Annotated in this window: 12 protein-coding genes; 10 read left to right on the top strand and 2 right to left on the bottom strand. The window is 52.7% G+C overall.

Going from position 1 to position 12,646, the window contains the following annotated elements; all coding sequences use genetic code 11:
• The 10 genes from WC859_02780 to WC859_02735 all read left to right on the top strand — a co-directional run bounded on the left by WC859_02780 (position 1) and on the right by WC859_02735 (position 9,670).
• Positions 1 to 450 (top strand): chemotaxis protein CheW, encoded by a 450-nt coding sequence (locus tag WC859_02780; protein ID MFA5975070.1) that lies wholly within the window; start codon positions 1 to 3, stop codon positions 448 to 450.
• 10 nt (positions 451 to 460) lie between these two features.
• On the top strand, positions 461 to 2,914 hold the full coding sequence (locus WC859_02775) for a Cache 3/Cache 2 fusion domain-containing protein (GenBank protein ID MFA5975069.1): 2,454 nt from the start codon (positions 461 to 463) through the stop codon (positions 2,912 to 2,914).
• A 25-nt stretch (positions 2,915 to 2,939) separates the two neighbouring features.
• A complete protein-coding gene (locus WC859_02770; protein ID MFA5975068.1) occupies positions 2,940 to 3,806 on the top strand; it encodes a protein-glutamate O-methyltransferase CheR in 867 nt (288 codons plus the stop codon).
• Positions 3,803 to 4,222, top strand: coding sequence for a PilZ domain-containing protein (locus WC859_02765; GenBank protein ID MFA5975067.1), 420 nt, complete (start codon positions 3,803 to 3,805; stop codon positions 4,220 to 4,222). The genes WC859_02770 and WC859_02765 overlap by 4 nt, the downstream gene beginning before the upstream one ends.
• A gap of 20 nt (positions 4,223 to 4,242) precedes the next feature.
• Positions 4,243 to 4,626: a response regulator gene (locus tag WC859_02760; GenBank protein MFA5975066.1), complete on the top strand. Its 384-nt coding sequence runs from the start codon at positions 4,243 to 4,245 to the stop codon at positions 4,624 to 4,626.
• 1 nt (position 4,627) lies between these two features.
• On the top strand, positions 4,628 to 5,077 hold the full coding sequence (locus tag WC859_02755; protein MFA5975065.1) for a chemotaxis protein CheX: 450 nt from the start codon (positions 4,628 to 4,630) through the stop codon (positions 5,075 to 5,077).
• Positions 5,078 to 5,088: 11 nt separating this feature from the next.
• Positions 5,089 to 6,321 (top strand): ATP-binding protein, encoded by a 1,233-nt coding sequence (locus WC859_02750; GenBank protein ID MFA5975064.1) that lies wholly within the window; start codon positions 5,089 to 5,091, stop codon positions 6,319 to 6,321.
• Between the two features lie 23 nt (positions 6,322 to 6,344).
• Entirely contained in the window at positions 6,345 to 7,439 is a 1,095-nt protein-coding gene (cheB, locus tag WC859_02745) for a chemotaxis-specific protein-glutamate methyltransferase CheB (protein ID MFA5975063.1), read from the top strand.
• A gap of 75 nt (positions 7,440 to 7,514) precedes the next feature.
• The gene (locus WC859_02740; protein ID MFA5975062.1) at positions 7,515 to 8,585 is read left to right on the top strand and encodes a response regulator; all 1,071 of its coding nucleotides are present in this window, start codon (positions 7,515 to 7,517) and stop codon (positions 8,583 to 8,585) included.
• Positions 8,586 to 8,587: 2 nt separating this feature from the next.
• Positions 8,588 to 9,670 (top strand): response regulator, encoded by a 1,083-nt coding sequence (locus WC859_02735; protein MFA5975061.1) that lies wholly within the window; start codon positions 8,588 to 8,590, stop codon positions 9,668 to 9,670.
• A 250-nt stretch (positions 9,671 to 9,920) separates the two neighbouring features.
• On the opposite strand, the gene WC859_02730 is transcribed toward WC859_02735, so the two are convergent.
• Together WC859_02730 and WC859_02725 are read right to left on the bottom strand one after the other, a co-directional pair.
• On the bottom strand, positions 9,921 to 11,747 hold the full coding sequence (locus WC859_02730) for an ATP-binding protein (GenBank protein MFA5975060.1): 1,827 nt from the start codon (positions 11,745 to 11,747) through the stop codon (positions 9,921 to 9,923).
• Positions 11,748 to 11,814: 67 nt separating this feature from the next.
• The gene (locus WC859_02725; protein MFA5975059.1) at positions 11,815 to 12,603 is read right to left on the bottom strand and encodes an ABC transporter substrate binding protein; all 789 of its coding nucleotides are present in this window, start codon (positions 12,601 to 12,603) and stop codon (positions 11,815 to 11,817) included.
• Between the last annotated feature and the right edge of the window lie 43 nt (positions 12,604 to 12,646).

Below are 12,646 nucleotides of genomic sequence, written 5' to 3'. Positions count from 1 at the left end.
ATGGAGACATCAAAAACGCAGCAATATTGCACATTCTATCTACAGAACGACCTCTATGGGGTTGAAGTCAAGAAAGTCCAGGAAGTGGTGCGGCATCAGGAGGTATCCATTACACGGGTTCCGCTGGCTCCGGCCGTGGTGGGAGGACTCATTAATTTGCGTGGGCAAATTGTGACAACCATTGATCTACGCAAGCGTTTGGGATTGCCTGATCGGGAACCCGGTCAGATTCCGATGCATGTGGTGGTCAACACCAAAGAAGGGGCAGTCAGCCTACTCGTGGATGAAATTCACGACGTACTGGAGATGACCGATGAGACATTTGAACGTTCCCCGGCCACCCTGCAAAAAAAAGATCGTGACATGATTTGCGGGGCGTACAAGCTGAAAGATCGATTGTTGATCGTGCTCGATACAGACAAGGTTCTTCAGCTGGAAAAAATGAATTAAGAGGAGTTATATGCGTAATCTGATAAGCAATATCTCGTTGAAAGCGCGCATCTTTGTGCTGGCTGGTTTGTGCGTGTCCATTCCTCTGATAGCGATAACGTTTTATCAAACGTCGGCGGCGAAAACCGCCCTGCTTGATGAGAGCAGGATTAATCTGGGAAACCTCACCAACGATGCCATTTCCATGTGCCGCATTCAACATATAGAGACCACAAAAAAGCTTGCGGCGGATTTCGAGTCCATGAAGGACATTTTTATTCGTTCCGGAGCGATTATTCCTGAAGTGGGAGCGGATAACCGGGTTCCAGACCAAATCGCCCATTTGACCGGATCCCTTGCAACGATTTTTAAAGTGACTTCTTCGGGGATGACGCGGGTGGCGACCAGCGTGCGGCTCAAAAACGGTGATCGAGCGGTTGGAACGACCATTGATTCAACGAGTCCTGTTTACCAGGCCATTGTAGCGGGCAAAAGTTTCCAAGGCCGTGCACAGGTTGTTGGGGACTGGTGCATTGTGCAGTATGAACCGATAATCCGCCGCGGTCAGGTGGCGGGTGCGCTTTTTGTAGGGATTAAACAGGACAATCTCGCCGCCATTCGGGATGCGATTCTCCGCACCAAGATTGGTAAGACGGGGTATCTCTATGCCATGACTTCCTCGGCAGAAATCACGGTCCATCCGAAACTGGAGGCAGGGTTCAGTTTGGCACAGTATGATTTCGCCAAGGAGATGATGAAGAACAAGACAGGCTGGGTACGTTACATTTGGGAAGGCCGGCCCAAGGTTGTCTATTATGCGTATTTCGAACCCTGGGATTGGATTGTGGCCGCCGGCAGTTACGAAGAAGAATTCTATTCCGAAATCGTCCAAATCAAACGTTTGTCCTGGATGGGTCTTGTGATTGCGCTCTTGTTCTCGTTGTCGATGGTTTATCAGTTCATTATTCGTTACATCAACGGGATCATCAGCCATGTCGTTAACTCGGCAGGCGAGGTGGTTCAAAACGCGCTTCAGGGACAATTGTCCATTCGCCTGAACGCGGAAGGGGTGGCAAAGGAATTCCGTCCGATCATGTCGGGGATGAATGCCATGCTTGATGCGGTGGTCAACCCGATCCGGGATATCAGCGAAATTCTGACCAAGCTGGCCGGCAATGACCTCACGGTACGGGTAAAGACAGCCTACCAGGGAGATTTTGATTCCATCAAACAGGCCGCCAATACGCTGGCGGAACAGTTCCAGCAGGCGGTCAAGCAGATCGCGCAAAGCGCCATGGTGCTGGCATCCTCTGCAGAAGAGTTGTCTACAGTGAATTCGCAGGTCAATGCCAATGCGATGCAGACCTCCAGTCAAGCCACAGCCGCCTCGGCTGCTGCCGAGCAGGTATCCAAGAATGTGCAGACCGTGGCTACGGGATCCGAGGAAATGAGCTCCAGCATCAAAGAGATTGCCAAGAACGCGGCGGACGCTGCGCGTGTGGCCGGGGAGGCGGTTCAGTTAACCGATAAAACGAATGCCGCGATCTCGAAGTTGGGAGAATCCAGCCAGGAGATCGGGAAAGTCATTAAGTTGATTACTTCGATCGCCGAACAAACGAACCTGCTGGCCTTAAACGCGACCATTGAAGCGGCCCGCGCCGGAGAAGCCGGCAAAGGGTTTGCGGTTGTGGCCAATGAAGTCAAGGAACTGGCGATGGAAACCGCCAAGGCCACGGAAGACATCAGCAGTCGTATCGCGCAAACTCAGTCGGATACGCAGGGATCGGTTGAGGCCATCGGGCAGATTGGCGAGGTGATCAAACGCATCAATGACATCTCAACGACCATTGCCAGCGCGGTGGAAGAGCAGTCTGCGACGACGAATGAAATCGGTCGCAATGTCACCGAAGCGGCCAAGGCCACAGGGGAAATTGCGGAGAACATTACCGGGGTCGCCAAAGGCGCGCAAGGCACGGTTCAGGCGACGGCCACCGCGCAGACCGCTGCTGAAGAGTTGGCGAAAATATCGGCTAAATTGCTGAGCCTGGTCAGTGCCTTTAAATATGAAGGTTCTACCTCCGCTCAGGCGGTCGCAATCGGCGGGAGTCAAGCCGACAAGAATCACATCAAAGAAATTCTTGTCAATGCCGTTTTCCCACACACCCGTTGGCGGACGCGGTTGTCCATGGCAATCAAAACGAAGAACGGTGATACGACTCCAGAGGCGGCTCGAAAAGATAATGTTTGCGAGTTTGGGAAAGCCCTCTACGGCGCGTTGTCTCATGCGCCGGGAGCGGACCAATACCATGCAGGCATCCGGGAAGCGCATGCACAATTCCATCACGAAGCCGCGCGCATTTTGGAGCTCGCGATCCATGGACAATCGGATGAAGCAGAACGCGCTTTGTCCGAGGGGGGTCATTTTATGGCACTGTCTAAGTCGCTTCTGGAAGCCATTGATCATTGGAAAAATGCCTTAAGTTGACCTGCTCCGCATGTGAAAGGGTTTTATGACGGACGAAGAGTTTGAATATATCCGCAAGTTAATCTGGGATTATGCGGGTCTGTGCCTGGATAAGGGCAAGGAATACATGGCAGAGTTGCGCCTGACGCCGCTCGCTAAGCAAAAAGGATTCAACGACATTGACGGAATGATCGCCAGCCTCCGGCCCGATTCCGGTTCGAAAACCATCGAATGGGATATTGTGGAGGCCATGGTGACCTGCGAGACCATGTTCTTCCGTGATCGAAACCCTTTTGAGCTCATGAAGTCCACTTGTCTGCCGGAGTTGATGCGTCGCCACGATCAATCCCGCCAGTTGACCGTCTGGTGCGCGGCCTGTTCCAGTGGGCAGGAACCGTACAGTATCGCGTTGTTGATCCAGGAGCATTTCCCGGCGTTGTCGCAATGGAATCTCAAAATCGTTGCCAGTGACATTTCGAAAAAAATCCTCGATCGGGCGCGCGAGGGAGCTTTTTCCATGTTGGAAATTAACCGGGGGTTGCCTCCCGCGATGTTGACGAAATATTTTGATAAACAAGAGGCTTGTTGGCGGCTCAAGCCAGACATTCGGAAAATGGTGGATTTCCAGCAAATCAATTTGATTCGGGAGTGGCCTCTCCCGCCATTTTCAGTGGACATCATTTTTATGCGAAACGTCCTCATCTACTTTGATATTCCGACGAAGCAGCGCATTCTGAAAAAGCTGCAGACCATCCTGAAACCGGAGGGGTACTTGTTTTTGGGGGGGGCTGAGACCACCATCAACTTGAATAATAATTTTGAGCGGGTCCCTGTTACGGCGACGGGGTGTTACCAGTTAGCCGGCCAAGTGGGAGCGCATTCACCGCTGTCCAACGGAGGAAAGAACGCATGACATCCGATGAGCGCCGGGAATTTTCGAGGGTGACGTCACCCTGGCAGGTGGATCTGATGGATGGCGAGCAAGTTTTGCACGCGCTTCGAACACGGGATCTCAGCCCGAAGGGTTTTTATGCGTTCTGTGACAATCCTTGGCCGGAAGGGTGTGTCTGCAAGGTCATTCTTTCCGTCAAGGGGATGGGCCCGGTTCAGGCCATCACCGGACGGGCCAAGGTGGTCCGTGTTGAGGAAAAGGGCATGGGGTTGGAGTTTCTGGAGGTGGATCTTGAGCAATATGAACATCTGTGCCGATATGTTCTCTATCATGCAGAAGATGCCGATCGGGTTCAGGAAGAATTGGACCAGCATATTGGGCTGAAACGGCGAAGCGAGAGTGATGAGAAACCGTCCGATATCGGGCCGGAGGCGTGACGGCGGAAGGGAGCGAAGCCATGGCTTTGAATATCCTGATCGTAGACGACAGTTCAACGATGCGGAAGATTCTCTTAAGGAATCTGAATCTTTGCGGCTTGCCGATCAAGCAGGTGTTTGAAGCTTCCAATGGTCAGGAAGGATTGAACACCCTGAATAAAGAAAAGATCGACATGGCGTTCGTCGATATCCATATGCCGGTGATGAATGGGATCGAGTTCCTGAAAAACGCTCGGTTGAATCCCGCTACGGCTAAAGTCCCTTTTATTTTCGTTTCCAGCGAGAGCAGCGTGACACAGGTGGAGAATCTCCTGAAAGTCGGCATCTGTTTTGTCCATAAGCCTTTTACGCCGGAGGCCCTTTTGGAGGCGATTAATGCCGTTTTAGCGGCGATTGGAGGATAAGATGGCCAACAAATTGGCAGAACAACTATACAATGTCACCGTGGAATCGTTTGGGGCGGTATGTGGTCTCTATCCGAACCCTGAAGCCGGCACCTTTTCTGATTTAAAACCTGAATTTTCCGTTCAGCTGGACTTTAAAGGACCTCTGCGAGGGACGCTGGTGATGAGTTCGTACGGCGATCTCTTGTCCGTGATGGCTGAGAAAATGAACGAAGGCGAAGCCTCGTTAACGGATCTGCAGAAGAAGGACTCCCTTAAGGAAATGGCCAACATTATCTGCGGCAATATCCTTCCCTACGTTGACGATCCTCGGGCGGTGTTTAAAATAGCTGCGCCATTGGAATCCACTCATCCCGAAGCGCTCTGTCAACAGGCGTCGGCCCAGGTGGTCCATGCGGTTTTCCAGACCGATCAGGGGCGTCTGGATTTGCATCTCATTTTGCAGCCCTAGCGGTGCCCCCCTTGAACTTATTTTCTCTCTATCCCTTGTGGCGGTCCCGGAAGACTTCTTCGAGGAGTGATTCGCGTTGTCCTACCTGTACGCAGGCCGAAGCCGAGCGGCTTCAAGCGCTGGAAGAGTGCCAGCGTGCGCAGGCGACTGAGAGCATGCTTCGGGAAAGCGAAGCGCAAATGCGGGCTGTTTTTGAGACGGCCGTCGATGGCATTATCATTTTGAATGAGACGGGACAAATGGAATCTGTCAATACGGCCACCGAGCAGATGTTCGGATTTTCCGATAAAGAAATTTTGTACGGTCCAATTACGAAGGTCCTGGCGTCAGCGGATCCGGTGGTTAACGAAGCTGATTTTCTGCAAATCCTGTTGCACCCCCATTCGCCAGGACCGATGAAAGAAGCGCAGGGTCGGCGTAAGGATCAAAGTGTATTTCCGGTAGAGTTATCCGTCAGCGAAGTTCTGTTGGGAATGCGTCATACGTATACGGTCATTGTTCGTGATTTAAGCGAACGAAAACGGCTGGAAGCGTTGGTAGCGCAATCCTCGAAAATGAATGCTGTTGCGAAACTGGCCGCCGGAATAGCGCATGAGATTAATAATCCCCTGGGCGTGATCCTCGGGTTTGTTCAGGGTTTGTTGGCGCGCGTTGCCTCTGGCGATAAAATGGAACACCCGCTCAAATCCGTTGAACGCGAAACTATTCGCTGTCGGGATCTGGTGCAGGAGCTGTTGACGTTTTCTCGTACGGCCCAGGCGGATTGGGAACTGATGAATCTCAATGGGGTTGTGGAAAAAACCCTGCTGTTTTTGGGCTCCAGGCTGGAAGCCGGGGCCATTGAAGTCCGGAAGGAATTAAGCGAAAATCTTCCTCGAATTTTTGGAAATCCGCAACAGATTGAGCAAGTTTTGGTTAATATGGGGCTCAATGCTCTGGAGGCTATGCCTGGCGCAGGTGTTCTGGCCATCAAAACCGGGTTAGAACAGGTGGGACAGCAAACCAGCGTAATTTTATCAATCACCGATACCGGCAAGGGGATTCCTCCTGAAATTCTGCCGCGTATTTTCGAGCCCTTCTTTACCACCAAACCGATCGGGAAAGGGACAGGGCTTGGATTGAGTTTTGTTTATCAGGTCCTGACCAAACATTCAGCAACGATCGATGTCAAAAGCCGACAGGGGCACACGGAATTTCTGGTGAAATTCCCTGTTATTCAGGCCCACCAGGGATTTCGATTATAAGCTTCTAACACAGGGGCGAGTGAATGAACCAGAAAGTTCGAATTTTAGTTGTTGATGATGCGGTGGTTGTTCGTCGTTTGGCCAACAACGCGTTGTCTGCTGATCCAGACCTGGTTGTTGTCGGCACCGCCTCCAATGGTCGCATCGCACTCGCCCGAATTCCTGAAGTGAATCCTGATCTAATTCTGTTGGATATGGAAATGCCTGAGATGGACGGGCTGCAGACCCTGGCCGAAATCCGTAAAACGTATCCCAGGCTACCCATCATCATGTTCAGCACCCAAACCCGGCGAGGCGCTGTGGCTACGCTGGACGCGCTATCGATGGGGGCTAGCGACTATGTGACCAAGCCGAATCTCCTCTCCGGGGATGCCCAGGACCCCAAACTATTCTGGAGGGATCTGACTGCCAAAATCAAAGCCCTTTGTCTGAAGGACCGCCCATCCGACATTGTCCCCAGTGTGCCGCAGGTCCGTTCCCCTTCGGCGTTGTTGCCAGCGCAACAGGACCGTCGGTCATCAGGACGGGTGGATGTCGTAGCCATCGGTGTGTCCACCGGCGGCCCCAATGCGTTGGCCGAGGTATTGCCGGTTCTGCCGCCCAATTTTCCGGTTCCCGTGGTCGTGGTCCAGCATATGCCGCCGCTCTTTACGCGGCTATTAGCAGAACGTCTTTCCTCTCAGTCCCACTTGCGGGTTATTGAGGCTGTCTCCGGCGACCGGATTTTTCCGGGGTCCATCTGGGTTGCGCCAGGAGATTATCATATGGTTCTGGAGCGTCACTCAGACGACCTGGTGACGGTTCAAACAAATCAGAATCCACCCGAGAACTGGTGCCGTCCATCCGTTGACGTGTTGTTTAAGTCCGTGGCAGAAACGTATGTTGGGCAAACTTTGGCGGTCATCCTGACGGGGATGGGCCAGGACGGGCTGCGGGGTTGTGAGACGATCGCTTCTTTTGGCGGCCAGATTATCGCGCAGGATGAAGCCACCAGTGTGGTCTGGGGGATGCCCGGGTTTGTGGTCCATGCGGGTCTGGCTGAAAAAGTGTTGCCACTTCGTGAGATCGCACCTGAAATCATTCGACGCGTTCAAGTCGGCCGTTCCTTCCAACCGTAGCCTCATTCTTTTTGCATTAAATTTTCTTTTAATTTCCTTGCTCCGAAGGCTGGCTATAGGATAAGAATGCTTATCATGGAACTTCATACGCCTCCCAGCCTGCTCATCATCGAAGACGAGCCCGGCTTGCACGACATGCTGACATTCGGGCTTTCTAAATACCAGCTCGAATCCGCCAGCAGCGGGGAAGAGGGTATTGAAAAAGCCAAACGTCGCCGCTTTGATCTGGCCCTGACAGATATTATGATGCAGGGGATGAACGGGGTGGAGGTCATTCAGAAACTGAAAGAAGTCTCCCCCGAGACCGAGATTATCGTCATGACGGGCTATCCATCCCTGGAAACCAGTGTCGCCAGCATCAAGGGAGGTGCCTACGATTATATTGCCAAGCCGTTTATCATGGAGCAACTGTATCTTGTCCTTCAAAAGGCGCTGGAAAAGCGACGGATGGCTCTTCAGTTGAAACATTCCCAGGAGATGAATCGAATCAAATCGGAGTTTCTGTTTACCATGAGCCAGGCTCTGAACGATCCGATCGGTCGGATCTTGCAGTCCAGCGCGGCCATGTTGGATGGAGGCGTGTTGCCAAATGAGGAAAATCTGAAAGAAATTCGTACCCGCGCCCAGCATCTGGATTTTCTGGTTCAAAACATATTCAAATTAACGGACAAACCTCTGACGGACTCGGCCCTGGACTGGCAGGCGCTGATTCAGCAGTTGAAGGGGGCTACCCCAGACCCTTTGATCAAGCATATTTTGCTGGTCGATGATGACCCGGCCATCTTGCAACTGCTCTGTTACGGGTTGGCCCGTGAGGGCCTTACCATTGAGACCGCTTCCAACGGTCGTGAGGCGTTAGAGAAAATGGCGCTTCAGAAACCCGATCTCATGTTGTTGGATCTTATGCTGCCTGAAATGAGCGGTTTTGATACCCTAAAGGCAATGGCTCAGAACCCGGTTCTGCAGAATGTCCGAGTGGTCGTCGTTACCGCGAGACATCTTTCCCCTCGTGAAACCCATCAACTCGAGGAGCGCGTGGAACGAATTATTCAAAAAGGGACTGCCAACGTCACCGAAGAAGTCATCGCATTCCTGCAAGAAGGGTCCTTTCAATTGAAAGAAGTCGTTCTTCCTTCCGCGGCCTAACCATGGAATCCTCTCGTAGGCCCAGCCTGCTCATCATCGAAGATGAGCAGGGCTTGCGCGATATGCTTCAGTTCGGGTTGCCCGATTACCAGGTCACAACTGTTTCGAGCGGGGAGGCCGGGATTGAAAAGGTCCGGCAGCAGCATTTTGATCTGGTCCTGACGGATATCATGATGCCGGGGATAAGCGGGGTGGACGTGGTCCGGAAAATTAAGGAAATTTCGTCGGACACCGAGGTCATCGTGATAACCGGGTATCCGTCCCTGGAAACCAGCGTAACCTGCATGAAAGCGGGCGCGTACGATTACCTCGCCAAACCGTTCGTCCTGGAACATCTGAATACCGTTTTTCAAAGAGCCTTGGAGCGGCACCGGTTGACCGTTCAACTTCAGCATGCGCAGGAAATCAGCCGGATCAAATCCGACTTCCTGATCGCCTTGAGCCAGTCTTTGACGGATCCGGTCAACAAAATTCTTCGAACCAGCACGTCCATGATGGAACAGGCTTCAACGGCGGGCCTGCCCTCCCGCGTCGAAGGTTTTAAGGAGATTCAGGTCCAGGCCAAACAGCTGACTGGGCTCATTCAAAACATATTGAAGCTTTTTGACAAACCGATCACGGAAACCCCGCTCAGCTGGCAGGCCGTGGTCCATCAATTAAAAGGAACCCAACCCGACGTTTCCGGCAAGCACATTCTCCTGGTGGATGACGACCCCTCTATCGTGCAGTTGCTGGAGCTGGGTTTAAAGCAGGAAGGTTTTTGGGTGGAAACGGCTTCTGACGGTCGGGAGGCGTTGACAAAAATGAGGGCCCAGAAACCGGACCTCGTGTTATTGGATCTCATGCTGCCTGAGTTAAGCGGTTTTGGTGTTCTGGAAGCGATGGCTCAGGATCCAGCCTTGTGTCAGGTGCGGGTGGTGGTGATCACCTCCTGTCATCTGAGTCCCGAGGAAACTCAGCAACTCCAGAAGCAGGTCGAACGAATCATCGAAAAGGGCAGCTGTGATATCCGAGGAGAAATCGCGGCTCTGCTGCAGAAAAGTCCCTGCCAGATGAAGGAAATGACTCTTCCCCCAACCGCATAAGTTTTCCAAGAGACATATCACAAAAAATCACCGCCCCATCAGTTTGGAGCGGTGATTCAGGTAATCGCTTACCCGGTGAGGGGGAGTCTCGGGCCGATTCGTTAGTGAACCCGTTCGCCGTTAGTGGAGACTTCCACGAGGATGACTTCCTCCCTCTCGGGTTTATGGAAGCCATCGTCTTGCCCTCCCTTATATTGGAGTACTTTTAGGTCTCCTCGTCAATGGTGTTTCTGCGTTGTTACAAGGGGGTCTAGTGGACTGGAAATTTAATACAAAATTCTGTGCAACCCGGCCGACTTTCAACGTCAATGGTCCCCGAATGCTTTTTGACAATCTCATGGATAAGGCTGAGTCCTAAACCTGTTCCCTTACCCACCGGTTTGGTTGTGAAAAAAGGCTCGAACACCCGTGACAGGATTTCTGATGGAATGCCTACGCCGGTATCCGTAACTCGTAGGCAGATCCATTGATATGGATCTGCCTTGATGATTTCCGTCTTTACAGTCAAGTTTCCCCCTCGGTCGCCCATGGCATCGAAGGCGTTGTTCGACAGATTCACAATAATCTGTTGGATCTGGTTTAAATTGCCCAAAAGGTGCGGCAGGTTTGGCGCAAGATCCTGTTTGACTTCGATATGCGTCAGACGCGCCTGCGCTATTATTAAGGGAAGAGCTTCTTCAATCGCCCGATTGATATCGATAGGCTCCCGCTCCGCTTTGGAGGTCCGCGAAAAGGTGAGAAGGTCCTTAACCAGGTTTTTGCAGCGGATCGCTTCTTTTTCGATCGATTTCAGAGGCATCTCTAGCGGGTCATTGACCCGCAGGCGTCTGACCATCGCCTGGGCGAACCCCAGAATGATTCCGAGGGGATTATTAATCTCGTGGGCGACCCCCGCGGCCAGTTGACCCACCGCTGACATCTTGTCTGCTTGCCGGATAATGCTTTCCATGTGCTTGCGCTCCGTTATGTCCTTGGCCACGACAACGATGCCGCTGGGAACGCCTTCATTATTTTTTAACACAGAGCTCGAAAAAAGGACCGGGACCCTGGCCCCTGATCTTGTTATGAATTCTGCTTCCAGGTTGCGAACCGAGCTGTCCGTAATCACGGTTCCCTGCTTGCCATGGCTGGATAAGTGGTCCTTGGCCGAGAACAGGGTGTGGGCAGGTTGGCCTTCAAGCTCTTGTTTGGCATACCCAAGCAGGTCCAAAACGGCCTGGTTGGCGGTTTGAATGATGCCATCCATGGACAGCACGATCAGAGGGTCGATCATATGGGAAAGAATATTTCCCAGATAGTCCTTGGAGATGGTTGTCTCCGCCAGCGCCTTGCTCATTTGGTTAAAATCGTTGGCGAGTTGGCCCAATTCGTCCCTAGAAAAGACCGGAACATTGATCCCGTATTCCCCGTGGCTGATACGCGAGGTCCCTTCGGACAGAGATTTGATTGGCAAAAGTAAGCGACGCATAAAGATCAGGATCAACAACAAACTGGCCCCGCCGGCCGTCACGACAATGACTGTGATTTTTCGGAAAAGCCGGTATTCTGTTTCCAGGACCTTCTTCAGCGGAATCGCCAGGCGCACGGTTCCCAAACGCGTCTTGCCGAGCGTTTCGTTTCCACCCCCAAATAGGAATTCTTCCTCAACGTTGTTTTTCTCGACAGACCATACAGGGGCTAAGATCAGCAAGAGGGCGCCCTCTTGCGTATGGGAAATGCGCGTGAGGGTGGAGCCAGCCCGCAGCGCTTCCAAGGTGACGACATCGTTGTACACCTTTCCCTTTTCAGCCACATTGGTGTGGGCGAGTACTTCTCCCGATAGACCAAGTGCTGCCGCGTAAGATGCGGCCGCGCGTTCTTGGGCGGATTGCAAAGGCGGCAGGAAGAGATGTTCGCTGTGCGCTTTATACCCGCGCCAAGAATCACGGGTCAAATCTGAGGCAGCAGAAAGACCCCGATTTTTGACGTCATCAAGGAGGATCTGATGAACCGTTGTTCGGACCGTCCATAAGGAGGGAGCTCCCACCAGGAGGGTCAGTGAACAAAAGACCAGCAGCATTTTGGGTTGCAGTTTCATCGGTTCGATTCCGCGTTCGCTAAAACGAACGCTCCACTCACGATGACCCTGAGCGCAGTCGAACGGGTCAAGGGATCACCCTGTCTGCCTTTTTCAGAACAGCGGGGGGAAGTTCCAGCCCGCTTTGGGCGGCGAAAGACGCGTTAATCGTCAGCGTGACTTTTTCAACGTAGACGGAGCTCTCCGTTACTGGATTTCCAGAGAGTATTTTTTCGGCGACTTCTCCTGCTTTCTGACCCATGTTGTGAAAACTGCTGGAAACCGCCGCCACTGCCCCTTGGTCCGCCAGGTTGTCCATGGGGACATAAAGCGGGATGTGATTGGAAAGAGAGAATTGTTTGAACGCCGCAAAGTTGTGTGCGGTGATCAGAAAAGGGTCCGGAGGCAACCAGAGTGCGTCCACGCGGTCCTTGATGGCCCTGATTCCGTCCAACAGATTTTCAGGGGTCTTTAAGCGCTCGGCAATCACCTCCACACCGAAGTTGGGGGATTCCGCCTTGAGTTGGGCGGTATAGCCAACGTAGGCATCCGAGGTCCACAGAATCCCCAGGCGCTTTAGCGTCGGTTGAATTTCCTTTAAATTTCGAAGCATCACGGCCGGTGCTGGGGACAGAGAGACCCTGACCAAGGGACCGCTGTATTGATCCGGTCTCAGCATGACGTTTGGGACGAGGCAGTAAACGATCGCGCTTTTCCGTGGGTAGCTGTGTAGAGCGGCTTTCCCGCCAATGGCCAGAATGAGGCGCGTCGGAGGGACGTTTTCCGATTGTGCTAAATTTACGACCCGCAAGGGCCGGGCCAGGGCTTCCTTGACCCCTGCCAGAGCTTCTTGATACGGCGGCGAATCGGAACTCAAGACGACGACAATGTCTTCCGCCCCTATTGCGAGAGGGAAAACC

This window comes from Elusimicrobiota bacterium (assembly GCA_041660185.1).
Lineage (GTDB): Bacteria > Elusimicrobiota > Elusimicrobia > 2-01-FULL-59-12 > 2-01-FULL-59-12 > JBAZWU01.
The sequence above is the reverse complement of the archived record's forward strand: the minus strand, read 5'-3'. Positions and strand labels throughout refer to the sequence as shown.